Source organism: Micromonospora sp. NBC_00860 (assembly GCF_045207375.1).
In the GTDB taxonomy this organism is placed as follows: domain Bacteria; phylum Actinomycetota; class Actinomycetes; order Mycobacteriales; family Micromonosporaceae; genus Micromonospora; species Micromonospora vinacea.
In genome coordinates this window covers 6,960,674-6,986,594 of sequence record NZ_CP108825.1, presented here as the reverse complement: position 1 = coordinate 6,986,594, position 25,921 = coordinate 6,960,674, and the positions used below count along the sequence as shown (strand labels likewise).

Annotated in this window: 24 protein-coding genes; 10 read left to right on the top strand and 14 right to left on the bottom strand. The window is 69.9% G+C overall.

What is annotated here, in order from left to right:
- Nucleotides 1-16 precede the first annotated feature (16 nt).
- The 4 genes from OH804_RS32360 (at nt 17) to OH804_RS32345 (ending at nt 4,104) form a co-directional block, all read left to right on the top strand.
- A complete protein-coding gene (locus OH804_RS32360; RefSeq protein WP_112583767.1) occupies nt 17-955 on the top strand; it encodes an ABC transporter permease in 939 nt (312 codons plus the stop codon).
- A gap of 72 nt (nt 956-1,027) precedes the next feature.
- Nucleotides 1,028-1,984, top strand: a complete 957-nt coding sequence (locus tag OH804_RS32355) for an ABC transporter permease (protein ID WP_196919724.1) — start codon at nt 1,028-1,030, stop codon at nt 1,982-1,984.
- Between the two features lie 70 nt (nt 1,985-2,054).
- Entirely contained in the window at nt 2,055-3,086 is a 1,032-nt protein-coding gene (locus tag OH804_RS32350; RefSeq protein ID WP_406061406.1) for an ABC transporter ATP-binding protein, read from the top strand.
- The gene (locus OH804_RS32345) at nt 3,067-4,104 is read left to right on the top strand and encodes an ABC transporter ATP-binding protein (RefSeq protein ID WP_196919726.1); all 1,038 of its coding nucleotides are present in this window, start codon (nt 3,067-3,069) and stop codon (nt 4,102-4,104) included. Before OH804_RS32350 ends, OH804_RS32345 begins: the two co-directional genes overlap by 20 nt.
- 79 nt (nt 4,105-4,183) lie before the next feature.
- Here the strand turns inward: OH804_RS32345 and purH are convergent, their stop codons facing one another.
- Nucleotides 4,184-5,755, bottom strand: coding sequence for a bifunctional phosphoribosylaminoimidazolecarboxamide formyltransferase/IMP cyclohydrolase (gene purH / locus OH804_RS32340; protein ID WP_196919727.1), 1,572 nt, complete (start codon nt 5,753-5,755; stop codon nt 4,184-4,186).
- Nucleotides 5,752-6,372, bottom strand: coding sequence for a phosphoribosylglycinamide formyltransferase (gene purN / locus OH804_RS32335; protein WP_124854035.1), 621 nt, complete (start codon nt 6,370-6,372; stop codon nt 5,752-5,754). Before purN ends, purH begins: the two co-directional genes overlap by 4 nt.
- A gap of 288 nt (nt 6,373-6,660) precedes the next feature.
- On the opposite strand from purN, the gene OH804_RS32330 reads away from it, so the two are divergent.
- Nucleotides 6,661-7,215 carry a DUF4190 domain-containing protein gene (locus OH804_RS32330; protein WP_406061402.1) on the top strand — a complete coding sequence of 185 codons (555 nt, stop codon included), beginning with the start codon at nt 6,661-6,663 and terminating at the stop codon, nt 7,213-7,215.
- A 96-nt stretch (nt 7,216-7,311) separates the two neighbouring features.
- Here OH804_RS32330 and OH804_RS32325 read toward each other — a convergent pair whose 3' ends face one another.
- Entirely contained in the window at nt 7,312-8,601 is a 1,290-nt protein-coding gene (locus OH804_RS32325) for a DUF6350 family protein (protein WP_406061400.1), read from the bottom strand.
- 201 nt (nt 8,602-8,802) lie between these two features.
- Between OH804_RS32325 and OH804_RS32320 the strand changes: the two genes are divergently transcribed.
- Nucleotides 8,803-9,069, top strand: coding sequence for a DUF4190 domain-containing protein (locus OH804_RS32320; protein ID WP_196919730.1), 267 nt, complete (start codon nt 8,803-8,805; stop codon nt 9,067-9,069).
- A gap of 73 nt (nt 9,070-9,142) precedes the next feature.
- On the opposite strand, the gene sucD is transcribed toward OH804_RS32320, so the two are convergent.
- The 3 genes from sucD to OH804_RS32305 all read right to left on the bottom strand — a co-directional run bounded on the left by sucD (nt 9,143) and on the right by OH804_RS32305 (nt 12,048).
- Entirely contained in the window at nt 9,143-10,030 is an 888-nt protein-coding gene (gene sucD, locus OH804_RS32315; protein WP_196919731.1) for a succinate--CoA ligase subunit alpha, read from the bottom strand.
- Nucleotides 10,031-10,032: 2 nt separating this feature from the next.
- Complete coding sequence (gene sucC, locus OH804_RS32310; RefSeq protein ID WP_091406357.1) at nt 10,033-11,211, bottom strand: ADP-forming succinate--CoA ligase subunit beta; 1,179 nt, start codon at nt 11,209-11,211, stop codon at nt 10,033-10,035.
- A 432-nt stretch (nt 11,212-11,643) separates the two neighbouring features.
- Complete coding sequence (locus OH804_RS32305) at nt 11,644-12,048, bottom strand: cobalamin B12-binding domain-containing protein (RefSeq protein WP_030491849.1); 405 nt, start codon at nt 12,046-12,048, stop codon at nt 11,644-11,646.
- Between the two features lie 179 nt (nt 12,049-12,227).
- Between OH804_RS32305 and OH804_RS32300 the strand changes: the two genes are divergently transcribed.
- The 3 genes from OH804_RS32300 (at nt 12,228) to OH804_RS32290 (ending at nt 14,285) form a co-directional block, all read left to right on the top strand.
- Entirely contained in the window at nt 12,228-12,389 is a 162-nt protein-coding gene (locus OH804_RS32300) for a hypothetical protein (RefSeq protein ID WP_196919732.1), read from the top strand.
- A gap of 144 nt (nt 12,390-12,533) precedes the next feature.
- Nucleotides 12,534-13,241, top strand: a complete 708-nt coding sequence (locus tag OH804_RS32295) for a M23 family metallopeptidase (RefSeq protein ID WP_196919733.1) — start codon at nt 12,534-12,536, stop codon at nt 13,239-13,241.
- A 273-nt stretch (nt 13,242-13,514) separates the two neighbouring features.
- Nucleotides 13,515-14,285, top strand: a complete 771-nt coding sequence (locus tag OH804_RS32290; RefSeq protein WP_196919734.1) for a M23 family metallopeptidase — start codon at nt 13,515-13,517, stop codon at nt 14,283-14,285.
- A 107-nt stretch (nt 14,286-14,392) separates the two neighbouring features.
- Here OH804_RS32290 and pcrA read toward each other — a convergent pair whose 3' ends face one another.
- A complete protein-coding gene (pcrA, locus tag OH804_RS32285; protein ID WP_406061396.1) occupies nt 14,393-16,798 on the bottom strand; it encodes a DNA helicase PcrA in 2,406 nt (801 codons plus the stop codon).
- Between the two features lie 326 nt (nt 16,799-17,124).
- Between pcrA and OH804_RS32280 the strand changes: the two genes are divergently transcribed.
- Nucleotides 17,125-17,514, top strand: a complete 390-nt coding sequence (locus tag OH804_RS32280; RefSeq protein ID WP_196919736.1) for a chorismate mutase — start codon at nt 17,125-17,127, stop codon at nt 17,512-17,514.
- Between the two features lie 137 nt (nt 17,515-17,651).
- Here the strand turns inward: OH804_RS32280 and OH804_RS32275 are convergent, their stop codons facing one another.
- The 7 genes from OH804_RS32275 to OH804_RS32245 form a co-directional block, all read right to left on the bottom strand.
- Nucleotides 17,652-18,665, bottom strand: coding sequence for an ABC transporter ATP-binding protein (locus tag OH804_RS32275; protein ID WP_196919737.1), 1,014 nt, complete (start codon nt 18,663-18,665; stop codon nt 17,652-17,654).
- On the bottom strand, nt 18,658-19,686 hold the full coding sequence (locus tag OH804_RS32270; protein ID WP_196924640.1) for an ABC transporter ATP-binding protein: 1,029 nt from the start codon (nt 19,684-19,686) through the stop codon (nt 18,658-18,660). Before OH804_RS32270 ends, OH804_RS32275 begins: the two co-directional genes overlap by 8 nt.
- 25 nt (nt 19,687-19,711) lie before the next feature.
- Nucleotides 19,712-20,680, bottom strand: coding sequence for an ABC transporter permease (locus OH804_RS32265; RefSeq protein ID WP_196919738.1), 969 nt, complete (start codon nt 20,678-20,680; stop codon nt 19,712-19,714).
- Nucleotides 20,673-21,599, bottom strand: a complete 927-nt coding sequence (locus tag OH804_RS32260; protein WP_196919739.1) for an ABC transporter permease — start codon at nt 21,597-21,599, stop codon at nt 20,673-20,675. Before OH804_RS32260 ends, OH804_RS32265 begins: the two co-directional genes overlap by 8 nt.
- Nucleotides 21,600-21,747: 148 nt before the next feature.
- Nucleotides 21,748-23,385: an ABC transporter substrate-binding protein gene (locus tag OH804_RS32255; protein ID WP_406061393.1), complete on the bottom strand. Its 1,638-nt coding sequence runs from the start codon at nt 23,383-23,385 to the stop codon at nt 21,748-21,750.
- A gap of 580 nt (nt 23,386-23,965) precedes the next feature.
- Nucleotides 23,966-24,652, bottom strand: a complete 687-nt coding sequence (locus OH804_RS32250; protein ID WP_088950154.1) for a response regulator transcription factor — start codon at nt 24,650-24,652, stop codon at nt 23,966-23,968.
- Nucleotides 24,653-24,654: 2 nt separating this feature from the next.
- Entirely contained in the window at nt 24,655-25,920 is a 1,266-nt protein-coding gene (locus OH804_RS32245; RefSeq protein WP_112622580.1) for an ATP-binding protein, read from the bottom strand.
- Nucleotide 25,921 lies beyond the last annotated feature (1 nt).

Genomic DNA, 25,921 nt, shown 5'->3' with positions numbered 1-25,921 from the left:
GGAGAGACTGCTAAGCATGTTCCGCTACATCCTGCGGCGCCTACTGCAGATGGTCCTCGCGTTCTTCGGGACCACCCTGATCGTCTACGCGCTGACATTCGCCGGGCAGGGCGACCCGATCCAGGCGCTCGCCGGCGAACGGCCGGTGACGCCAGCCCAACGGGCCTACCTGACCGAGAAGTACAACCTTGATCAGACGGGCGTCGGCGGCTTCTTCTACCGCTACTTCGACTACGTGAAGGACCTGCTCCAGGGCAACCTGGGCGAGTCGCTCACCGGTCGGAGCATCGGCGACATCCTCCAGCAGGCCTGGCCGGTCACCGTGCGGCTCGCGCTCATCGCGCTCGCCGTGGCGATCATCTTCGGCGTCACCGCCGGGGTGCTCGCCGGCATCCGCCGAGCCAGCATCTTCGACAACTCGACGCTGGTGCTGACCCTGCTGGTGCTGGGCATCCCGACCATCGTGCTGGCGCCACTGGCGCAGTACTTCCTGGGCGTCAAGTGGCAGCTCTTCCCACCCACCGCCGGCTCCGACCCGACGTTCTACGCGCTCCTGCTGCCGGGCATCGTGCTCGGATCGCTGTCGCTGGCCACCGCCCTACGACTCACCCGGGCCTCGGTCGCGGAGAACCTGCGCGCCGACTACGTCCGGACCGCCCGGTCCAAGGGCCTGGTCAAGCGGCGCATCGTCATCGTCCACGTGCTGCGCAACTCGCTGATCCCGGTGGTCACCTTCCTCGGTGTGGAACTGGGCAACCTGATGAGCGGCGCGATCATCACCGAGGGCGTCTTCAACATCCCCGGCGTGGGCTTCAACCTCTTCCGCGGCATCCGCACCGAGGACGGCCCCCTGGTGGTGGGCATCGTCAGCGTGCTCGTCGTGGTCTACCTGGTCTCGAACCTGGTGGTGGACGTCCTGTACGCCGTACTCGACCCGAGGATCCGCTATGAGTGAGCGCAGCGAACGAATCATCAGCGCAGCGTGCTTGGGCTCTCATGCCGGCGCCGAGCGCAGCGAGGTGCAGGCATGAGTGATTTTGAAACTGTGGCGGCCACCGAGAACCAGGCCGCGCGACGCGGCCCCTCCGGGGAGCCGGGCACGCCCAACCAGGTCGGCGCCGCGCAGAAGCCTCGCAGCCTGGCCGGGGACGCCTGGCGCGACCTGCGCCGCAACCCGATCTTCTGGATCTCGCTGGCGCTGGTCGTCATCTTCACCCTGATGGCGCTGTTCCCCGGCCTGTTCACCGCCAACAGCCCGAACGACTGCCTGCTCTCCCGGCAGCACGCCGGGCCGTCCGGCGGGGCCATCTTCGGGTACGACTTCCAGGGCTGCGACACGTACTCCCGGGCGGTCCACGGCACCCGGGCGTCCCTGCTCGTCGGCGCGCTCGCCGCGCTCGGCACCGGGATCATCGCGCTGGTGGTCGGCATGCTGGCCGGTTACTTCGGCCGCTGGGTCGACGCGGTGCTCTCCCGGGTGATCGACGTGGTGCTCGGCATCCCGCTGCTGCTGGCGGCGATCGTGCTGCTCAAGCGGGTGTCCAGTGACAGCCAGTGGGCTCGGATCGGCGCCGTCGTCTTCGTGCTGGCCCTGCTCGGCTGGACCACCGCCGCCCGCGTCGTCCGGTCCTCGGTGATCACCGCGAAGGAGCAGGACTACGTCGCGGCGGCCCGGATGCTCGGTGCCGGCAACAGCCGGATCATGTGGCGGCACATCCTGCCGAACTCGCTGGCCCCGGCCATCGTCGTGCTGACCATCGCGCTCGGCTCGTTCATCGCGGCCGAGGCGACGCTGTCCTTCCTGGGCATCGGTCTGAAGGCGCCCACCATCTCGTGGGGCCAGGACATCGACACCGGCCGGATCCACATGCGGGAGGCGGCCACCCCGTTGATCGTCCCGTCGGCCTTCCTGGCGCTGACCGTGCTGGCGTTCATCATGCTCGGCGACGCGATCCGTGACGCCTTCGACCCGAAGCTGCGGTGAGAACCTCCGTGCGAGCGCGAGGAGTGAGCGGAGCGAGCCCCGCAGTCGCGAGCGAAAGGCAGGCACAGTCATGACCGTTCAACCCACACCCGCCTCCGCCACACCCGAGGGCGGTCACCTGCTGGAGTTGCGGGACCTGCACGTCGAGTTCCGCACCAACGAGGGTGTCGCCCGGGTGATCAACGGCGTGTCGTACCACCTGGACGCCGGCGAAACGCTCGCCGTGCTCGGCGAATCCGGCTCGGGCAAGTCGGTCACCGCGCAGGCGATCATGGGCATCCTGGACACTCCGCCCGCGTTCGTCCGCTCCGGCCAGATCCTCTACCAGGGCGAGGACCTGCTCACCCGCTCCGAGGAGCAGCGCCGGCAGGTACGCGGCAAGGAGATCGCGATGATCTTCCAGGACGCGCTCTCCGCCCTCAACCCGGTCTTCCCGGTCGGTTGGCAGATCGGTGAAACGCTGCGCCAGCGCGCCGGCATGTCCCGAGCCGACGCCCGCCGTCGTGCCGTCGAACTGATGGATCTGGTCAAGATCCCGGGTGCCGCGAAGCGGATCGCCGACTACCCGCACCAGTTCTCCGGCGGAATGCGGCAGCGCGTCATGATCGCCATGGCGTTGGCGCTGGACCCGAAGGTGCTGATCGCCGACGAGCCCACCACGGCGCTCGACGTGACAGTGCAGGCCCAGATCATGGACCTGCTGGCCGACCTGCGCCGGGACCTCAACATGGCGATGATCCTGATCACCCACGACCTGGGTGTGGTCGCCGGTGTCGCGGACCGGATCGCTGTCATGTACGCCGGCCGGATCGTCGAGCACGCCGACGTCCGCTCGCTCTACAAGGCGCCCGCCCACCCGTACACCAAGGGGTTGTTGGAGTCGATCCCGCGCCTGGACGTCCGCGGCCAGGAGCTGTCGACGATCAAGGGGTTGCCGCCGAACCTGATGCGCATCCCGTCCGGCTGCCCGTTCCACCCGCGGTGCCCGTACGTCCAGCAGGTCTGCGTGGACGTGGTGCCGCACGACCTGGTCCTCGGCGACGGCCGGACCAGCGCTTGCCACTTCGCGCAGGAGGTCCGTGATGACAGCGTCGCCCGCTAACTCCACGAAGGTCCGCGGCGAGACCATCCTCTCCGTCGACAACCTGGTGAAGCACTTCCCGATCACTCAGGGCGTGCTGTTCCAGCGGCAGATCGGGGCGGTGAAGGCCGTCGACGGGGTGAGTTTCGAGCTGCGTCGGGGCGAGACGCTCGGCGTGGTCGGCGAGTCCGGCTGCGGCAAGTCCACCCTCGCCCGGCTGCTGATGCGGTTGGAGACGCCCACCTCCGGACGCGCCACCCTGGAGGGCAAGGACCTGTTCAAGGCCTCCGGCGGCGAGCTGCGCCGGCTGCGCCGCAACATGCAGATGGTGATGCAGGACCCGTACACCTCGCTGAACCCGCGGATGACCGTCGGCGACATCATCGGCGAGCCGTTCGAGATCCACCCGGATGCCGCGCCGAAGGGCAGCAAGGGCAAGCGGGTCCAGGAACTGTTGGACCTGGTTGGCCTCAACCCGGAGCACATCAACAGGTACCCGCACCAGTTCTCCGGCGGTCAGCGTCAGCGCATCGGCATCGCCCGGGCGCTGGCGCTGAAGCCCGAGGTGATCGTCTGCGACGAGCCGGTGTCGGCGCTGGACGTCTCCATCCAGGCCCAGGTGATCAACCTGCTCAAGCAGCTCCAGGGCGAGCTGGGGCTCTCGTACATCTTCATCGCGCACGACCTGTCGGTGGTGCGGCACATCGCCGACCGCGTCGCGGTGATGTACCTCGGTCGGATCGTCGAGATCGGCACCGAGGACGAGATCTACGAGCGGGCCACCCACCCGTACACCCAGGCTCTGCTCTCTGCCGTGCCGGTGCCGGACCCGGAGGCCCGCGACCAGCGCAACATGATCCGGCTGGTCGGCGACGTGCCCAGCCCGGCCGACCCGCCGAGCGGATGCCACTTCCGGACCCGCTGCTGGAAGGCCCAGGACATCTGCGCCGTCGAAGACCCGGCGACCGTTCCCCGGGCAGCGGACCCCCACCCGTCCGCCTGCCATTTCGCCGAACTCCGCCCCACCACCGCAGCCTGACCCCTAACCACGATGATCATGGGGTTGACGGGCCGTTTCGTCCGGTCTGTCGCCCGTCAACCCCCATGATCAACCCGGGTTAGTGGAAGAAGTGGCGGGTTCCGGTTAGGTACATCGTTACGTTGGCCTTTTTGGCCGCTTCGATTACTTCCTCGTCGCGGATGGAGCCGCCGGGCTGGACGATGGCGCGGACGCCGGCGTCGATGAGGATCTGCGGGCCGTCGGCGAACGGGAAGAACGCGTCCGAGGCGGCGACCGAGCCGCGGGCCCGGTCGGCGCCGGCGCGGCTGACCGCGAGCTGCGCCGAGTCGACCCGGTTGACCTGACCCATGCCCACGCCCACGGTGGCGCCGTCCTTGGCGAGCAGGATCGCGTTGCTCTTCACCGCGCGGACCGCCCGCCAGGCGAACGCGAGGTCCCGCAGCAGCTCCTCGTCGGCGGCCTCGCCGGTCGCCAACTGCCAGTTGGCCGGGTCGTCGCCGGGGGCGTTCACCCGATCGGCGACCTGGGCCAGCACGCCGCCGGTCACCTGCCGCAGCTCCACCAGCGCCGGCGTCCAGGCCGGTGCCCGCAGCAGCCGGATGTTCTTCTTCCCCTGCAACACCTCGACCGCGCCCTCGTCGAAGCCGGGGGCGACCACCACCTCGGTGAAGATCTCGGCGACCTGCTGGGCGAGCTCGACCGAGACCGACCGGTTGACAGCGATGACGCCGCCGTACGCCGACACCGGGTCACAGGCGTGCGCCCGGCGGTGCGCCTCGGCCACGTCGGCGCCGACCGCGATGCCGCACGGGTTGGCGTGCTTGATGATCGCCACGGCCGGCTGGTCGGCGAAGTCGTTCGCGGCCCGCCAGGCCGCGTCGGCGTCGACGTAGTTGTTGTACGACATCTCCTTGCCGTGCAGCTGCTCGGCCTGGGCCAGCCCCGCCGGGGCGTCCGGGTCGGTGTAGAGCGCGGCCGGCTGGTGCGGGTTCTCGCCGTAGCGCAGCGCCGTCGACTTGCGCAGCGCCAGCCCCGCGAACTGCGGCCACCAGTCGTCGGCGGGTGCCAGCTCCTGGGCGCACCACTGGGCCACCGCGACGTCGTACTCGGCGATGTCGGCGAACGCCCGTGCGGCCAGCGCGCGACGCTGGGCCAGCGTGAAGCCACCCTCGCTGAGCGCGCCGATCAGCGCCGGGTAACCGGCCGGGTCGGTGAGTACGGCGACCGAGGCGTGGTTCTTGGCAGCGGCCCGCACCATGGCCGGGCCACCGATGTCGATCTGCTCCACGCACTCCTCGACGCCGGCGCCGGAGGCGACGGTCGCCTGGAAGGGGTAGAGGTTGGAGACCAGCAGGTCGAACGCCGCCACGCCCAGCTCGTCGAGCTGCGCGACGTGGGTGTCCTTGCGCAGGTCCGCGAGGAGACCCGCATGCACCTTCGGGTGCAGGGTCTTCACCCTTCCGTCGAGCACCTCGGGGAACCCGGTCACCGTCTCCACCGGCGTCACCGGCACTCCGGCGGCGGCGATGGTGCCCGCCGTGCTGCCGGTGGACACGATCTCCACACCGGCCCCGTGCAGGGCCTGAGCCAGCTCGACCAGCCCGGTCTTGTCGTAGACGCTGACCAGCGCCCGCCTGATCGGGCGGCGCCCGTCCTGAGTGGGACTCACGGAACCGTGACCTTCCTTCCGGTGATGGTCCAGCCTTCGCGGACCAGCCGACCGACCTGCTCGACGAGCTGGCGCCGCTCGGCTTCCTTGATGCGCTCGGTGAGCGTGTCGACGTCGTCGTCGTCCAGCACCGGCACCGCTACCTGCGCGACGATCGGCCCGGTGTCCATGCCGGCGTCGACGAAGAAGAGGGTGGCGCCGGTGAGCTTCACGCCGTAGGCGAGGGCGTCACGCGGGCCGTGGATGCCGGGAAACGCCGGCAGCAGCGTGTTGTGCGTGTTCAGGTAGCGGTCGCCGAAGGCGGCGAGGAAGTGCGGACCGACCAGCTTCAGGAAACCGGCGGAGATCACCAGGTCGGGTTGGTGCTTCGCGACGTGCGCGGTGAGCGCGCGGTCCCAGTCCTCCCGGGTGTCGTGGTCGCGGACCCGCTCGACGAAGGTCGGCACCCCCGCCGCGTCGGCCCGGTCCAGGCCCGCGATGCCGTCGCGGTCCGCGCCGACCGCGACGACCTGTGCGCCGTACGCGGGGTCGGTGGCGGCGTCCAGCAGCGACTGAAGGTTGCTCCCGGAGCCGGAGATGAGGACGACGATGCGGGCGACAGGCGCGGGCTCGGTCACCGGGCCACCCTATCGGGCAGGTCAGGGACGCCCTCCGGCTGGGCGGCGCGCCGATCTTCGACGGTGCCGACGTGCGTCGACCCGGTACGCTGCCGCTCGCTCGGGCCGAACGCCGCACCGGCCCACACACCGCCCTGATCCGGCACACGAAGCGGTCGACAAGGGCCAGTTTGCCTGCTTTGGGACACATGTCGTCCTGTTGCTGTACTGGGCTTTGGGAGGACTGACCGCGATCATGGATGGAAACAAGAGCACCAACTGACGGAACCAGTCCAAGGAGCTTCTCGAATGCAGCCCGGTAACCCCGGTCAGGACCCGTACGGCCAGCAGCCCAACCAGGACCCGACCGCTCCCCAGCCGCCGGCCGCCCCGTACGGCCAGCAGCCCACCTCCGGCCAGCCGTACGGCCAGCAGCCGCAGGACCCGTACGCCGCGCCGCAGGCCCCGTACGGTCAGCAGCCCACCTCGGGGCAGCCGTACGGCCAGCAGCCGCCGTACCAGGACCCGTACGCGCAGCAGCAGCCGCCGTACGGCTCCGGCCCGACGTACCCGAACGCCGGGTACCCGCAGGCGCAGGGGCAGAACAACACCCTCGGCCTGGTGTCGATGATCCTCGGTATCGCGTCGATCCCGCTGATCTGCTGCCTGTACCTGGGCATCCCGGTCGGCATCGCGGGCATCGTGACCGGCTACCTCGCCAAGCAGAAGGTGGCCCAGGGCCAGGCCAGCAACGCCGGCCAGGCCAAGGCCGGTCTGATCTGCGGCGCGGTCGGCGTCGGGTTGGGCATCCTGCTGCTCATCCTGAGCGTCGTGGCGCAGGTCAACCTGCCCACCCAGCCCTGACGGGCTCGGATTCGACGGGGCGTTCCGGGTTCGCCCGGGGCGCCCCGCGCTCGTTCACCGCACGGCCCGCGGGTCAGCGCCCGGGTGGCGGCGGCTCTACTGGGCGGGCCTGCGGGTCAGCGCCCGGGTGGCGGCGGCGCCGAGCAGCGTGCCGACCGCGATGACACCGGCCGCCACCGCACCGACCTGCCAACCAACCGGCCCCACCTGGGCCAGCCGACCGGCGCCGAGCGGCCCGCCGGAGACCGCGGCAGCCGCACCGAGCACCACCCCGGCCACCGGCCCGGCCAGCACCGCCGGCGCCAGCAACTCGGCCCAACGCTGCGCAGCCCGCTCCGGCCCGGCGAGCCGGGCCACCCGCCGGGCGAGCAGCCAGCCGGCGACCATCCCGGCCAGTACCGGCACCGCGAGCAGCAGGGCGCCGAAGCCGTCCACCGGGCCGCGCGGCAGGCCGGCGAGCAGCGGCACGGCCGGCAGCGCGCCGACCGACACCTCGCTGGTGCGGACGGCGGTGTCGGTCCCGACCGCGAAGCCCGGCCCGAGCAGGTAACTGGTCGACCAGACCGCCGCGTTGGGCGCGTACGCGACGCTGACCAGGGTGATGCCGGCCTGCCCGGCGACCCCGGTCCGGTACGCCCCGATCATGTCGGCCGCGTCGCCGCCGCCGGTGGCCACCGCCAGGCCGGCCGCGCCCGCGCCAGCGCCGAGCAGCAGCAGCCCGGCCACCAGACCGGTGCGGACGCCGTCGCGCACCGGACCCGGCAGCCGGGTGACGAGCAGCCGGGTCACCGCCGTGATCCGGACCGCGCCGACCAGCGCGGCGAGTGTGCCGACCACAGCGAACGTGGCCGCCGCCCGGATCAGGGAGACATTTGGCCCGCCGGTGCCGACCAGCACCGCCGCGAGTGCGCCGAGCAGCGCGTACCCGATGCCGACCGCGCCCGCGGCGAGCAGTGCCCGGCGCGGTGAGCGGGTGTCGCGAGCGCCGATCGCGCGGCTGACGTGCACGCCAGCGCGGGTCAGCCGCCACAGCGCGAGCACTGTCAGCGCGAGCGGGGCGAGCCCGAGCGGCCCGGACTCGGTGTGCAGTGGCACGCCGTGCCCGAGCAGCCAGCCGGCCAGCGCGGTGCGCAGGGTGCCGGTCACTGTGGTGCCGTCCGCGCCGAGCTGCACCAGGCCGAGCACGATGGCGACCGGCAGGTACGACGTGAGGGCGGCCCCGCAGGCGGCCACCCCGGCGGCGACGGGCAACGGCGCCCGCCCATGCGGCGACCCGCCCGCGCGGGGCGCGGGCACCCGCCGGGCCGATGCGGCACGGTCGACCGGCCGGTCGTCGGCGCTCACACCGCCGGGACGGCTGGGACGGTCAGGGGTGACGGGGGACATCCGCTCTACTCTGGCACGTCGCGCGGGCGGTGGCAGTCCGTTAACCCCTCCTAAGGACGGCGAGTTCACCGAACCGACGTCCTGCCCACCCGGGCCGGTCTAGCCTCGGCCGTGAGGGGGCGCGAGTCGCCGCCACCCAGGGACGGGCCCACCGGTCGCGGTCCGGGCCGGCACGTCGCCCATGACCGCTCGGAGGAAGCCGTGACGACGCCATACCCGCCTCCCCCACCGCCACCGGCCCGTGGACGCGACCGAACCACCCTGTGGGGCGTGCTGGGCATCGTGCTGGGGCTGATCTGCTGCGGCATCTTCGGCATCGTCTTCGGCTACCTGTCCATCCGCGACGCCCGGCGGTACGGGCAGTCGCCGCTGCTCGGTTACCTCGCCATCGCGTTCGGCGTGATCAACATCATCGGCGGCGCGATCCTGCGCTCGACCGGCAACTACCCGTTCTGGAACAACGACTGACCAGCGCGGAGCCCGCGTACGCCGAAGGGGGTCGACCGTGACCGGTCGACCCCCTTCGTGTTGCCTGACCGGCTCAGCTGCCGGACATGATCTCCCGCATCAGCTTGGCGGTCTCGGTCGGCGTCTTGCCGACCTTGACGCCGACGGCCTCCAGCGCCGCCTGCTTCGCCTCGGCGGTGCCGGCCGAGCCGGAGATGATCGCCCCGGCGTGACCCATGGTCTTGCCGGGCGGAGCGGTGAAGCCGGCGATGTAGCCGACCACCGGCTTGGTGACGTTGGCCTTGATGAACTCGGCGGCCCGCTCCTCGGCGTCGCCACCGATCTCACCGATCATGACGATGGCGTCGGTCTCCGGGTCGGCCTCGAACGCCGCGAGGGCGTCGATGTGGGTGGTCCCGATGATCGGGTCACCGCCGATGCCGACGCAGGTGGAGAAGCCGATGTCGCGCAGCTCGTACATCATCTGGTAGGTCAGCGTGCCGCTCTTGCTGACCAGGCCGATCCGGCCGGAGCCGGTGATGTCGGCCGGGATGATGCCGGCGTTGGACGCGGCGGGCGAGGCGATGCCGGGGCAGTTCGGCCCGATGATCCGGGTCTGCTCGCCCTTCGCCACGTTGTACGCCCAGAACGACGCGGTGTCGTGCACCGGGACGCCCTCGGTGATCACCACGGCCAGCGGGATCGCGGCGTCGATCGCCTCGACCACGGCGGCCTTGGTGAACTGCGGCGGCACGAAGATGACAGTGACGTCGGCACCGGTCTCGGCCATCGCGTCCGCGACGGACGCGAAGACCGGCAGCTCGGTGCCGTCGAAGTCGACAGTCTGGCCCGCCTTGCGCGGGTTGACGCCGCCCACCACGTTGGTGCCGGCGGCCAGCATCCGCCGGGTGTGCTTGGAACCCTCGGAACCGGTCATCCCCTGGACGATGACCTTCGAGTCCTTGGTCAGCCAGATAGCCATGATCAGACCCCCGCAGCTGCCAGCTCGGCGGCCCGCTCGGCCGCACCGTCCATGGTGTCCACCCGCTGCACGAGCGGGTTGTTCGCGCTGTCCAGGATCGCCCGGCCAGCCTCGGCGTTGTTGCCGTCGAGACGGACGACGAGCGGCTTGGTGACCTGCTCGCCGCGCTGCTCCAGCAGGGCCAGCGCCTGGATGATGCCGTTGGCGACCTCGTCGCAGGCGGTGATGCCACCGAAGACGTTGACGAAGACGCTCTTCACGGCCGGGTCGGAGAGCACGATCTCCAGCCCGTTCGCCATCACCGCGGCGCTCGCGCCGCCGCCGATGTCGAGGAAGTTGGCCGGCTTGACGTTGCCGTGCCGCTCACCGGCGTACGCGACCACGTCGAGGGTCGACATGACCAGACCCGCGCCGTTGCCGATGATGCCGACCTCGCCGTCGAGCTTGACGTAGTTGAGGTCCTTGGCCTTGGCGGCCTGCTCCAGCGGGTCCACAGCGGCCTGGTCGACAAGCGCCTCGTGGTCCGGGTGCCGGAACGCGGCGTTCTCGTCCAGGCTGATCTTGGCGTCGAGCAGGAGCATCCGGCCGTCGCCGTTCTTGGCGAGCGGGTTGACCTCGACCAGTGTGGCGTCCTCGGCGACGAACGCCTGCCACAGGCCGACGGCGATCTCGACCACCTGGTCGGCGACCTCGGCCGGGAAGCCGGCGGCGGTCACGATCTCGCGGGCCTTGGCCTCGTCCACGCCCTTCACGGCGTCGATCGGGGCCTTCACGACCTTGTCGGGGGTCTCGGCGGCGACCTGCTCGATGTCCATGCCGCCGGCGACGCTGGCGATGCAGAGGAAGGTGCGGTTCGCCCGGTCGAGCAGGTACGAGAAGTAGTACTCCTCGGCCACGTCCGCGGTCACCGTGATCATGACCTTGTGGACGGTGTGACCCTTGATGTCCATGCCGAGGATGTCGGTGGCCCGAGCCACCGCCTCATCCGGGCCCTCGGCCAGCTTGACGCCGCCGGCCTTACCTCGGCCGCCGACCTTTACCTGCGCCTTGACGACCACACGGCCGCCAAGACGTTCGGCGATCGCGCGGGCCTCTTCCGGGGTAGTGGCGACGCCGCCGGCCAGCACGGGCAAGCCGTGCCGCTCGAACAGGTCCCGCCCCTGGTACTCGTACAGGTCCACGATTGCGCGTCCCGTCCCGTCTCCGCGGCGCGCCGTCGCGCCGCCACCAGCGTTCAGAAAACAGTTTGACGCCTGTCATCAGTTGAAACAGGCCATTGGCCGCAGCCTAGCGAGGTCGGCACCACCGGCAACCGAGCGGGTGCGCGGTGTGCGGTAATGCACAACCGGACATCAGGTGTGGCCGGTTTCCGGCCAGGACTCCTGTGGCATCCACCATCCGGGCGATGTTGTCCGGCTTGCGTAACCCTGCCGTGGGGGCGTCGTTGAGTCAGATGTCGGAGCGCTGAACAGCGCAAAGACGGGATACGGCCGATGCCCTGTCGGTCGAGGGGTGGCGGCGGGGCATCGTGCATAGAGGGGCCGGACGTGTGAGGGGTGCGTCCGGCCCCTCCCCCGTGCCCAAAACCTGTACGCGCAGCAGATCGGTGCGGCTCAGGAAACCGGCTGGGCCACGTTCTGTCGGACCCACTCGACGATCGCCTGGGTGGTGGCGCCCGGCGTGAAGATCTTCGCGACGCCCAGCTTCTCCAACTCGGGAATGTCGCCGTTCGGAATGATGCCGCCGCCGAACACGACGATGTCGCGGGCGTCCCGTTCACCGAGCAGTTCCAGCACCCGCCGGAAGAGCGTCATGTGCGCGCCGGAGAGCACTGACAGGCCGACGGCGTCGGCGTCCTCCTGGATGGCGGTCTCCACGATCTGCTCCGGGGTCTGGTGCAGGCCGGTGTAGACGACCTCCATCCCGGCGTCCCGCAGGGCGCGCGCGACGACCTTCGCGCCCCGGTCGTGGCCGTCCAGGCCAGGCTTCGCGACGACGACCCGAATCCGAGAGCTCATCAGCGCACACCTTTCACCGGCTTGACCGCCTTCACCTTAACGAACGGTAACCCGGCGGGCCCGGCCCGGGAAATCCGGGCTCTGCCACCGGCCGTTACCCGGCGTGTCCACCGCGCAACCCGGAGAGGTCGGACCCGGTGCCGTCCCGGCCTCGCCGCCGCCGCGCCGCTGGCAGGACCGTGGACACCATCGCGGCGCTGTTCGGAGTCAAGCCGGACGACTCCGCCGGAACGGTCACGCTCGGCGACGAACGGGCAGCGACGGGGGCACCGTTCGGCGTCGCGATGCATGACAATCATGGACGCAAACGGACAGATCGACACGCCAATTTTTCGGTCTAGCTTGTGACTCGCCTGGCGGTTGGCTAACGTGTCCACGGTTGTCATCAGGTCCATGGACGGGTGACGACGCGGTCAGCGGACGCTTCACTGGAGCTTCAGGGACGCCCACCGGCCGCTTCGGAACCCCGACAACGGAGGGTGTGCGTGCGCCAGCGCCTGTCGTCTGAGCCCGATCGATATCGCGGTCGCCGCCGCGTACCCACCCCACCCCGCAGCCGTTACGCCGCTGTCGTGACCACCGCGTTCGTCGGTGCCGGCATCGTCGCCCTCGGCGCGAGCGCCCTGCCGGACGCCAAGGACGTCAGCCCGACGGTCCTCGACGAGCTCAAGCAGGCGTCGGTCACCAGTCAGGACGCTGCGGCCCGTGCGGACAACGCCGACCGCGCCTCCCGGGACAGCCGCAGCGAGGACAGCGCCGAGCCCGAGGTCTGGCTGCTGCCGCTGCAGGGTTACGACTTCAACTCCCCGTACGGAATGCGCTGGGGCAAGCTGCACACCGGCGTCGACCTGGTGGCCGGCGAAGGCACGCCCTACGTGGCGATCCACGACGGGTTGGTCACCAAGGCCGGCTGGTTCGGCGGGTACGGCAACGCGGTGATCGTCCAGCACGCCGACGGCAGCGAGGCCATCTACGGCCACTCCTCCGCGGTGAGCGTCAAGGAAGGCCAGCAGATCAAGGCGGGCGACCAGCTCGGCCTCGTGGGTCAGACCGGCCACGCGTACGGCACCCACCTGCACCTGGAGATCCATGTCAAGGGGCAGCCGATCGACCCGGTGCCGTTCCTCCAGGAGCGCGGAGTGGACATCAAGCTGCAAGTCGAGGCAATCTACAGCGAGGTAGCCGCCTCCTGACGTTGCGTAACGACCGTTGACCGCCCGGATCTGTCGATCCGGGCGGTTTTGCGTTGCCCGGTCCCGGCGAATGTGTCCCGGACCACAACGCCGATCGTGACCGACGACACCCGCTTACATGATCACTTTTCCGGATGTAGCGCCGCAGAGCGGGTCATATCCGGGCACCCGACCGTCCGCTCCCCGTCCGAGGGTTCGGTCCCCGCTCCTACCCCACCTCGGCCCGACACCAGTATTTCGAGGTCAAGTGCCCCTCGACTGTGAAGGTCCGCCGTGCAGGAAGACAGCCCCGTCCAGAACGAGAACACCCGCGACACCAGCGAGGCCGCGCCGCCGCAGCGCACCGGCCGGCGGAACCGCCTCATCGTGCTCGGCGCCGCCGCCCTGGTAGCCCTCGGCCTCGGTGGTGTCGCCGTCGCCACCAGCGGCACCGACCGCCCGACACCCGCCGCCGTCTCCCTCGACGCCCAGTCCCGGGCCGAAGCCGCGAGTCGGGCCGACCGCTCGGTCCGTGAGTCGAGCACACCGGTCACCCCCTCGCTCAGCCCGACGGCGAGCCCGTCGGCGGTCAGCGCCAGCCCGACCCCCACCAGGACGGCCGCCGCGAAGCCCAAGCCCAAACCGAAGAAGACCACCAAGCCCACACCCGCCTGGGTCGACCCGATGCCGGGCGCAGCCGTCACGTCCTGCTACGGGCAGCGCTGGGGCACCCTGCACGCCGGTATCGACCTGGCCCTGCCCTCCGGTACGCCGATCCACGCCGCAGCCGCCGGCACCGTGACCCAGGCCGGCGACGCCTCCGACGGGTACGGCAACTCCGTCTTCATCGACCACGGCAACGGATACCTGACCCACTACGCCCACCAGAGCCGCATCGCGGTCACTGTCGGACAGAAGGTCAAGGCCGGCCAGGTCATCGGCTACGAGGGCGCCACCGGCGACGCCACCGGCCCGCACCTGCACTTCGAGGTGCACCAGGGCATGTGGAACCAGATCGACCCGGCCCCGTTCATGCGGACCCGTGGCGTCGACCTGGGCTGCTGATCCACGACCCCCGCGCGGTTCGCGGGCACCATCACGGAAAGAGTGGCCTCAGGGGTACCCCGAGGCCACTCTTTCCGTGATCTGGCACGCTCTTCGGGCGCGACGGCTCAGAGCTTGTCGACCGGGGCGTGCCGCAGCACCAGCCACATGGTCTGGTCGCCGAAGTCGATCTGCGCACGGGCACCCGGACCGTGCCCCTCGACGGCGAGCACCCGCCCCAACCCGTACCGCTGATGATTGACCCGGTCGCCCGCTGACACCTTCGGCCCCTGCGGCAGCTCGCTGGCCGTGGTCAGCCGGCTGGCGTCCACGCCGAGCCGCTGCGCCAGTTGCGCCGCCTTCGGCGTACCGCCGGTGAAGGTGCCACGGCCGCCGGGCGCGCGGTCCGCACGGCCGCCGACGCCGCCGCCCCCACCAGCCCACGAGGTGTACGACCCCTCGGTGCGCTCCCAGTGCACCAACTCGGTCGGCAGCTCCTCCAGGAAGCGCGACGGTGGGTTGTAGGACGGCTGCCCCCAGGCCGAGCGGGTGACCGCCCGGGACATGTAGAGCCGCTGTCGGGCTCGGGTGATGCCGACGTACGCCAGTCGGCGCTCCTCCTCCAACTCGCGGGTGTCGCCCAGCGAGCGTAGGTGCGGGAAGACGCCGTCCTCCAGCCCGGTCAGGAAGACCACAGGGAATTCCAGCCCCTTGGCGGTGTGCAGCGTCATCAGGGTGACAACGCCCTGGTGGTCGGGGTCGTCGGAGGGGATCTGGTCGGCGTCGGCGACAAGCGCCACCTGCTCAAGGAAGCCGGCCAGGGTGGCCCGCTCCCCCTCCTCGCCCAGCGCCTCGATCCGCTCGGTGTACTCGCGGGCGACACTGACCAGCTCCTGGAGGTTGTCCACCCGGCCGGCGTCCTGCGGGTCCAGGCTCTCCTCCAGCTCGGTGAGGTAGCCGGAGCGGGTCAGCAGGGCCTCCAGCACCTCCTCCGGGGTGCCGGTCTCGGCCAGCTCACGGGCACCGTCGAGCAACGCCACGAAGTCGGCGATGCCGTTGGCCGCCCGGCTGGAGATGCCTGGCGCCTCACGGGCCCGGCGCAGGGCCGCGCCGAAAGAGATCCGGTCGCGGCTGGAGAGCGCCTCGACACACGCCTCGGCGCGGTCGCCGATGCCCCGGCGCGGGGTGTTGAGCACTCGCCGCAGGCTCACCGTGTCGTCGTCGTTGACCACCGAACGCAGGTACGCCAGCGCGTCGCGGACCTCCTTGCGCTCGTAGAAGCGCACCCCGCCGACCACCTTGTAGGGCAGGCCGACCCGGATGAACACCTCCTCGAAGACGCGGGACTGGGCGTTGGTGCGGTAGAAGACCGCGACGTCGCCGGGGCGGGTCTCGTCGGCGTCGACCAGCCGGTCGATCTCCCGGGCCACCCAGTCGGCCTCGGCGTGCTCGGTGTCGGCCACGTAGCCGACGATCTGCTCGCCCGCGCCGGCCTCGCTCCACAACCGCTTGGGTTTGCGGGAGGTGTTGCGGTCGATCACCGCGTTGGCCGCGTTGAGGATGGTCTGGGTGGAGCGGTAGTTCTGCTCCAGCAGGATCGTCCGCGCGTCGGTGAAGTCCCGTTCGAACTCCAGGATGTTGCGGATCGTCGCGCCCCGGAACGCGTAGATGGACTGGTCGGCGTCGCCGACCACGCACAGCTCGGCGGGCTCCAGCCCGTCGGTGCCGGAGACCAGCTCCTTGATCAGGACGTACTGGGCGTGGTTGGTGTCCTGGTACTCGTCCACCAGCACGTGCCGGAACCTGCGGCGGTAGCTCTCCGCGACGTGCGGATGGGACTGGAGTAGGTGCACCGTGGTCATGATCAGGTCGTCGAAGTCCAGGGCGTGCGCCTCGCGCAGCCGACGCTGGTAGAGCGTGTACGCCTCGGCGAGCGCCCGCTCGTTGGGCCCGGTGGCCCGCGCCGCGAACTGCTCCGGATCGACCAGCTCGTTCTTGAGGTTGGAGACCTGGGCCGCCAGCCCGCGCGCCGGGTAGCGCTTCGGGTCGAGATCCAGCTCGCGGGTGACCAACTGCATCAGCCGGCGGGAGTCGTCCGCGTCGTAGATCGAGAACGTCGACTTGAGGCCGGCGTGCTGGTGCTCGGCACGCAGGATCCGCACGCAGGCCGAGTGGAACGTCGACACCCACATCAGGCGTGCCCGGGGGCCTACCAGCGCGGCGACGCGCTCCTTCATCTCGCCGGCGGCCTTGTTGGTGAAGGTGATCGCGATGATCTCACCGGGGTGCACGTCCCGCGCGGCGAGCAGGTAGGCGATCCGGTGCGTGAGCACCCGGGTCTTGCCGGACCCGGCGCCGGCCACGATCAGCAGCGGTGAGCCGGCATGGCTGACGGCGTCGCGCTGAGGCCCGTTCAGCCCGGCGAGCAACTGCTGCGGATCGAGGCGCACGGCAGCCGCCCCGGGTCGGTGCGGGCGGGCCGGCGCGGACTCCGGCGCAGGCGGGGACGCGGGGATGTCGAAGAGAGGATGCATCGCCCGACAAGTCTATGCCGCCGGCCCGACACTGCGCCTCTGGCGCTCAGCAGCTCCTGACCGACGGCGCGCACCCACCACCCCGTCCGCCACCGGTGAGAAAGGTGCCGCCCACGACGCGGAATGCTTGCGCACCCGGCAACGACGTGGGCATACTCGACGGCGTGATCGCTGCGCGCTTCTCCTTTTACTATGGCACCGGGAGTCCGGCTGCCGTAGGTCGCGCCTGATCGATTCAGACCTGCTAAAGCCCCGGGCTCCTGGAGCCCGGGGCTCTTTCCGTCCCAGGTTCCGGGCACCGGGCACCACAGTGCGAGAGGTACCCGATGATGACAGACGTGATGGAGCAGAGCGGCAGCCCGATCCGGCCGGGGCAGTCCGCGGCGCAGGAGGCTGAGCCGGCGGTGGCCACCCCACCGACGGGTGCGGAGGCCGAGCCGACCGAGCAGCAGACCGGCACCCAGGAGCCGTCCGCGGCAGCGCGGATCGTGCAGATCAGGGAACGCATCGACGAGATCGACCACGCGTTGATCACGCTCTGGCAGGAGCGGGCCGCGTTGTCCCAGGAGGTCGGGGTGACCCGGATGGCGTCCGGTGGGACCCGGCTGGTGCTCTCCCGGGAACGGGAGATCCTGGAGCGGTTCCGGGTCGCGCTCGGTGCCGACGGCACCCAGTTGGCCCTGCTGCTGCTCCGCGCGGGTCGCGGCCCGCTGTGAGGCGCACCGGCCCTCGGTCGGGTCACCGGCCCACCGACGCGGCGTGCGCTGCTGTGCGGCCCGCCGCCGATCCGGGTCACTGACAGACGAAACCGCCTGCCGTCGTCGTGGTGACGGCGGCAGGCGGTTTCGGTGACTCACACCTCGTGGGTGGCGACGATCTCGCGCTTCTCCGCGAAGTGGCAGGCGCTGGGGTGGTCCGACTCCCGCCGGATCTCCAACAGCGGGACCTGCTCGGCGCAGACGTCCTGCGCCTTCCAGCAGCGGGTCCGGAACCGGCAACCCGAGGGCGGGCTGATCGGCGACGGCACGTCACCCGTGAGCCGGATGATCGTCTTGTTGTGCCGCTGCGTCGGGTCCGGCACCGGCACCGCGGAGAGCAGAGCCTGGGTGTACGGGTGGGTCGGTCGCTCGTAGATCTCGTCCTCGGTGCCGATCTCGACGATCTTGCCGAGGTACATCACCGCGACCCGGTCCGAGAGGTGGCGGACCACCGACAGGTCGTGAGCGATGAAGACGTACGAGAGGCCGAACTCGCCCTGCAACTGCTCCAGCAGGTTCATGACCTGGGCCTGGATGGAGACGTCCAGCGCCGACACCGGCTCGTCGCAGACGATGATCTCGGGCCGCAGTGCGAGCGCCCGGGCGATGCCGATGCGCTGACGCTGACCGCCGGAGAACTGGTGCGGGTACCTGTTGATGTGCTCCGGGTTGAGCCCGACCAGGTCGAGCAGTTCGCGGACCTTGGCCCGGCGGCTGCCCTTCGGCGCCACCTCCGGGTGGATCTCGAACGGCTCACCGAGCAGGTCACCGACCGTCATTCGCGGGTTGAGCGAGGTGTACGGGTCCTGCATGACCAGCTGGATCTGCCGGCGCAGACGCCGCAGCGCCGAACCGGACAGCTTGGAGATGTCCTGGCCCTTGTAGACCACGTTGCCGGCGGTCGGCTTCTCCAGGTTCATCAGCACCCGGGCGAGGGTCGACTTGCCGCAGCCGGACTCGCCGACCACACCGAGCGTCTCGCCGGCGCGCAGACCGAACGAGACCCCGTCGACTGCCTTGACCTGACCGACGGTCTTCTTGAACACCACACCCTGCGTGACGGGGTAGTGCTTGACCAGGTCATTGACCTCGAGGATGTTCTCAGACACGGTTCACCAGCTCCTCGGCGAAGTGGCAGGCGCTGGCCCGGGCGGGGCCGACCTGCAGCAGCGGCGGGACCTTCTCCCGGCACACCGGCTGAGCCATCGGGCACCGCGGGTTGAACGGGCAGCCCGGCGGGATGTTCATCAGGTTCGGCGGGAGGCCCTTGATCGTCCGGAGCTGCTGCCCCTTCTCGTCGAGGCGCGGGATCGAGTCGATCAGACCCAGCGTGTACGGGTGCGCCGGCTTGGCGTACAGCTCGTACACGTCGGCTTCCTCGACGATCCGGCCCGCGTACATGACCGCGATCCGGTCCGCGACGTCGGCGACCACGCCGAGGTCGTGGGTGATCAGGATCATGCCCATCTGCCGCTCGCGCTGAAGCTCCGCCAGCAGGTCCATGATCTGGGCCTGCACTGTCACGTCGAGGGCGGTGGTCGGCTCGTCCGCGATCAGCACCTCCGGGTCGAGCGCCAGCGACATCGCGATCATCGCGCGCTGCCGCATACCGCCGGAGAACTGGTGCGGGTAGTTGTTGAACCGACCCTTGGCGTTCGGGATCTTGACCTGGTCGAGCATGTCGATCGCGCGCTTCTTGGCCTCGGCGCGGCCCATGCCCCGCCGGACCCGGAACTGCTCGGCGATCTGGAACCCGACGGTGAAGACGGGGTTCAGCGCGGAGAGCGCGTCCTGGAAGATCATCGCGATGCCCTCGCCGCGGATGCGGCGGCGCTCCTCGTCGGACATGCGGAGCATGTCCTTGCCGTGGAAGCGCACCTGCCCGCCGGTGACGAAGCCGGGCGGCGTGTCGAGGATGCCCATGATGGTCTGCGCGGTGACGCTCTTACCGGAGCCAGACTCGCCGAGCACGGCGAGGGTCTCCCCCGCGTCGACGTGGTACGTGACCCCGTTGATGACCTTTGCGACGCCGTCCCGGGTACGGAACTCCACCCGCAGGTCTTCGACCTCGAGCAGCCGGCCGGAGGGACGCCCGGACCCGCCGGGTCCCGGCGCGGACTGCTCGGACACGAGAATGTCGGACACTGGATCTCCCCTAGCGGAGTTTCGGATCGAGGGCCTCGCGGACCGACTCACCGAGCATCACGAAGCTCAGCACTGCGGTGACGAGGAACGCGGCGGGGAAGAACACCAGCCCTGGCGCGACCCGGACGAAATTCTGCCCGTCACTGATCATGATGCCCCAGGACACCACCGGCGACTTCAGACCGACGCCCAGGAACGACAGGGTGGCCTCGGCGCCGATGAACGAGCCGACCATGATCGTGCCGTAGACCAGCAGCGGGGCCAGGCAGTTCGGCAGCAGGTGCTTGAGGATGATCCGGCCGGTGCCGGCACCCAGCGCGCGGGCCGCCACGATGTAGTCGGCCTCCTTGGTGGCGAGCACCGAGGAGCGCATCAGTCGCATCACGACCGGCCAGCTCAGGACGATCAGTGACGCGGTCACCAGGCCCATGATCTGGGCCTTGCTGTTGCCGGAGCCCGACCCGTTGAACGTGGTCAGGATGACGATCGCGCCGAGCACGAACGGCAGACCGAAGAAGACGTCGGCGATCCGGCTGAGTAGCGCGTCCACCCAGCCACCGCGGTAACCGGAGATGATGCCCATGGTTCCGCCGATGAGCAGGGTGCCCAGCACGGAGAGCACGGCGACCACGATGGAGGCCCGTGCGCCGTAGATGACCCGGGCGTAGACGTCGCGGCCCTGCACGTCGTAGCCGAACCAACCATTTGCGGACGGCTTGTCGAGGCTGCGGGACAGCGAGCCGTTGACCGCGTCGCCCGGGGCGAACAGCGCCGGGAAGGCCGCCATCAGCAGGAAGATCACGATCAGCGTGGCCGAGATCCAGAACAGCGGCTTGCGCCGCAGGTCCCGCCAGGCGTCGCCGAGCAGGCCGCGCGGCTTCTCGTTGCTCTGCGGCTGGCCCGCGGTGGCGGGGGCGGCGGAGTCGGTGGGGTGTGCGCCAGGGGTGCTGACGATCGATGCGGTACTCGGGTCACTCATAACGGATCCTCGGGTCCAGGGCGGCGTAGAGCAGGTCAACCAGCAGGTTCATCACGAGATAGACCAGCACCAGGACGACCACGATGCCTACCACCGTGGCGCTTTCCTTGGTGATGATCGCCCGGAAGACCTGGCGGCCGATTCCGTTGATGCCGAAGATTCCCTCGGTGACGATCGCGCCACCCATCAGGGCACCGAGGTCGGTGCCGAGCAGGGTCACCACCGGGATGAGCGAGTTGCGCAGCAGGTGCACGCCCACCACCCGGCGCATCGGCAGGCCCTTGGCGATGGCCGTGCGCACGTAGTCCGCGCGGCGGTTCTCCGCGATGCTCGTTCGTGCCACCCGGGCGATGTACGCCACCGACGCGCTGCCCAGCACGAAGCCCGGCACGATCAGCTCGGACCACCGCATCTCCGAGGAGACGGTCGGCTTGATGATGCCCCACTGAACGCCCAGCAGCCACTGCAGCACGAAGCCGACCACGAAGACCGGCAGCGCGATCAGGAAGAGCGTGGAGACCAGGACCAGGTTGTCCAGGAAGCCGTTACGCCGCAGACCGCTCAGCACGCCGGCGCCGAGGCCGATGATCGCCTCGATGGCGAGCGCCACGAGGGCCAGCTTCAGCGTGTTCGGGTACGCGGTCAGGATGATGTCGCTGATCTCGCGTTGCTGGAACGTCTGACCGAAGTCGCCCTGGAGCAGGTTCTTCATGTAGTTGCCGTACTGCACGAAGACGTTCTGGTCGAGGTGGTACTTCTCGGTCATGAAGTTGATGTACTGGTCCGGGCAGCGACGCTCGCCGCACTTGCCGGCGAACGGATCGCCCGGAACGGCCCAGACGAGCCAGTAGATCAGGAACGTCGTACCGATGAAGACCGGCACGAGTTGGAGCAGCCGTCTCAACAGATAACGGCCCATGGGGTGGTCCTCCAGACAGGGGGCGCGTCGGACGGCCGACACGGTGGTGACAACGTGCGAGTGGAGTGTTGTAACACCCAATCGCGGAACGGCCCCGGGTCGGGCTCACCGGATGTGGCGAGCCCGACCCGGGGTCAGACCGTTCGGATCAGAGCTCGACCGAGGTGATGTCGACTTCGCCGACGTTGTTCAGCTCGAGCTTCTTGATCTTCTCAGAGTGGCCGGACTGCTGACCGTAGAAGTAGACCGGGATGCTCGGGACGTCCTGGTCGACCTTCTCGACCGCCTTGGCGAACGCCTCGTGCGAGGCCTCCAGGCTCGGAGCGCCGCTGGCCTGCTTGGCAAGGGCGTCGACCTCGGTGTTGCTGTAGAGGCCGTCGTTCGAGGAGCCGTTCGTGACGAACAGCGGGTTGACCCAGTTCTCGACGTCCGGGTAGTCCTGCTGCCAGGCAGCGCGGTACGGGCCCTTCATCGTGTGGGCGTTGATGTTCTGGCGGAACACCGCGAAGGTCGGCACACCCTCGGCCCGGGCGTTGATGTTGAGGTTGGTCTTGACCTGCTGCGCGACGGCGTCCATCCAGTCCTTGTGGGCGGAGTCCGCGTTGTAGTAGAAGACCATCTCACCGCTGAAGCCACCGGCCTCGGCGAGCAGCTGCTTGGCAGTGGTCGGGTCGAACTTGCAGGCGGTGCAGTTGCCCGGCTTGGCGCCCGGGGTCAGCGGGTTCGCCCAGCTGTCGGCCGGCTTGCGGGTACCGAAGAAGATCTTGTCCGAGATCTCCTGCCGGTTGACCGCCAGCGACACCGCACGACGCAGCTTCGGGTTCGCGAAGCGCTTGTCGTAGATCGGGAACGCGATGAACGCGGTCGACGGCGTGACGGTCGAGCGGCCCCGGTCACCGAGGTCGGTCTTCCACTTGTCACCGGCGAGCGCCGAGGTGGGGACAACCTCCATGAAGTCGAGGTTGTTGGCCAGCAGGTCGGCGTAGGCGGCGTTGTCGTCCTGGTAGAGCTTGACGTCGACGTCCTTGACCTTCATCTTGTCGCGAAGGTTGTAGTCGTCGAAGCGCGTCAGCTTGATGAGGGCGTTGTCGTCCCACGACACGAACTTCACCGGGCCGTTGCCGATCGGCTTGCGGCCGAACTCCTCGGGCTTCATGGTGAAGAAGGCGTCCGGCAGCGGCATGAAGGCGCTGTAGCCGAGCTTGGTCGGGAAGACCGCGGTCGGCGCTGCCAGGGTGACCTCGAAGGTCTGCTCGTCGATGACCTTCAGGCCGGACAGCTCCTTGGCCGTCGGCTCGGGAGCCTTCTTCGGGCCCTCCGCGCCGTCCGGGTCCGAGGTGTAGGTCTTGTCGAAGCCCGCGATGTCCGCGAAGAAGGTGCCGTTCTGCGCGCCGTTCGGCGAGTAGGCGGCCCAGTTCCAGGCGTCGACGAAGTTCTTCGCCTTCACCTCGGTACCGTCGTGGAACTTGGTACCGGCCTTGATCTTGATCGTGAAGACCTTGGAGTCCGTGGTGTTGATGGACTCCGCCAGCGCGTTACGCGGGGCCCCACCGTCGTTCGGGTACTCGACCAGGCCGGTCCACATCCAGTCGATGATCTTGCCGCCACCGGTCTCCGTGGTGTTCGACGGGACCAGCGGGTTCTCCGGCTGGACGCCGTGAACAACGATCGAGCCGTCCGCGCTGGCGGCAGTATCGCCGTCGCCGCCGCTCGAGCAACCGCTCGCGACAAGCGCGGCAGCCGCGCTGAGCGCGATAGCGCTCGTCGCCCGCTTCGAGACTCTCATTCCGAGGGGCCTCCTCTTTCTAACCAGGTTCCGTCGTGGGTTTCACGCACGTTTGGGGGTGACACCGCCCGACCACCCCGGGGCGCGGGTCGCCGGGACCACAGGGAAGTTGGGGACACCCCTGATGTTCCGATCCGCCGGGCTCCCTCGCCAACGAGGCGTGACACGACGCAATCGACACAGCCACGGGCCGCCGTGATCGGCAGAATCGTGGTCGTGGGGCGTACGGAGTGCCACACACCGATGGTGAGGTGCTGCCACTGTGACACCCACTGGCCGCTTCCGTGAAGGTGCCGTTATCAAGCCGTTAGTTGCCCGCCACGTTGCCGATACTTGAAAAATGATCATAAAACGGTCGACACGGGCGGCACTGACCAGGAAATACGTTGCGCCACCCGCGCAACGAGCCTCGGCCCGTGCGCGAGCCGCAAGGTCACTCGGGCCCGGTGGGACGTCCGTCACCACTCATGTTTCGACCCATCCGGATGAGGGCCCCTACGGCTACCCGGGCACGATCACCGGCTGGGTGTACGAGGGCGCGCCGGACGTTTCTCTGATCCTCGCCGGCGCCGACACACGGTCACACGAGCCGGCGGTCCGCCGCCCAACGGGAAAGCTCGTAGCGGTTGGACATCTGAAGCTTGCGCAACACGTTCGACACGTGCGTCTCCACAGTCTTGATGGAGATGAACAGCTCCTTGGCGATCTCCTTGTACGCGTACCCCCGGGCCAGCAGCCGCAGCACCTCCCGCTCACGGTTGGTGAGCTGGTCCAGCTCCGGGTCGGCCACCGGCGCGTCCGGTCGGGCCGCGAAGGCGTCCAACACGAACCCGGCCAGCCGGGGGCTGAACACCGCGTCCCCGTCGGCCACCCGACGGATCGCGGCGGCCAACTCGTCCGGGGAGATGGTCTTGGTGACGTACCCGCGGGCGCCGGCACGGATCAGCCCGATCACGTCCTCCGCCGCGTCGGAGACGCTCAACGCGAGGAACTTGACCTGCGGGTGCGTACGCCGCATCGCCTCCAGCACCGCGCGACCGCCGCCGTCGGGCATGTGCACGTCCAGCAGCACCACGTCCGGGCCGACGGCGGCGATCCGGGTGACCGCCTCAGCCACAGTGCTCGCCTCGCCCACCACCTCGACGTGGGCGCCCAACTCCGCGCGCACCCCGGCTCGGAACATGGCGTGGTCGTCCACCAGGAACACCCGCAGCCGCTCGGGGCGGGCTTCCGCCGGGTCGAGGTGCTCGGTCGACTGCTCGGCCATGGTCATCTGTTCCTCTCAGCTGCGGACGAGTCCCGGGAGATCGGCAGGATCAACCGGACCTCGGTCCCCTCCCCCGGGCCGGACCGGATTTCGGCCCGTCCGCCGTGCCGCTTCATCCGCCCGATGATCGAGCCGCGTACGCCGTGCCGGTGGTCCTCCACGGTATCCGGATCGAAGCCCTTCCCCCGGTCCCGGACGAAGACACTGACCTGATCCGGCTCCACCTCGGCGTAGAGCGACACGGTCTGCACGCCGGCGTGCCGGGCGGCGTTCACCAACGCCTCCCGCGCGGCCGCGACCAGCGCCCCGACCTTCTCGTCGGTCTCCCGGTCGCCCACCACCACCGTCTCCACGCTGATCGCGAAGGTGTCCTCGACCTCGGCCGCGGCCTGCTCCAGCGCGGCGGCGAAGCGCTCGCTCGGCGAAGCGGTCGGCTTGTAGAGCCAGTTGCGCAGCGAACGCTCCTGCCCTCGGGCCAGCCGCTGCACCGTCTTGACGTCACCGGCGTTGCGCTGGATCAGGGCCAACGTGTGCAGCACCTGGTCGTGCACCATCGCGGCCAACTCGGCCCGCTCCTGCTCCCGGATGCGCCCCTCGCGCTCCGAGCGGAGCTGGCTGTACGTCCGCCAGAGCACCGGCGCGGCGACCACACCGACGCCCGCCAGCCCGACCAGCGCGAAGATCACGCCATTGATCACCGCGTCGAAGTTCTGCGCCGGCGAGTAGACGGCCGCGACACCGATGATGCCGACCGCGACCAGCACTCCCCCGCCGATGAACCGGAGTACGAAGGCCCGCCGGTCGCTCTCCTCGACGACCGCGCCGAGCCAGGGCACCGGCATCGCGTCGCCCCACTGCCGCCGCCGCTCGGGCGCGGACTGGTGCCAGATGACCCCGGCGCCGACCGCGATGATGGCCACCAACCAACCGGCGGTGCCCGCCGCGCCGACGGAGTCGAAGACCATCACCTGGATCAACAGGACACCGAGCCCGATCCCCACGAACGGCAGGAGTTGGGCGACGTCCCGCCGGGGCGGCACCGCCGTGTCACCGGGACGCAGCGGCACCACCGCCCAGAAGGCCGCGTAGAGCAGCAGGCCGAGCCCGCTCAGCCCGAGCAGCACCATGAACGCGACGCGCACCCGCAGCACCGAGATGCCGAGATGGTCGGCGATACCGGCGGCGACGCCGGCGGCCATCCGGTGCTCCGGGGCGCGATAGAGGCGCGGAGGCGAGGTCACGGTGCTGATCGGAGGCTCCCTGGTCACG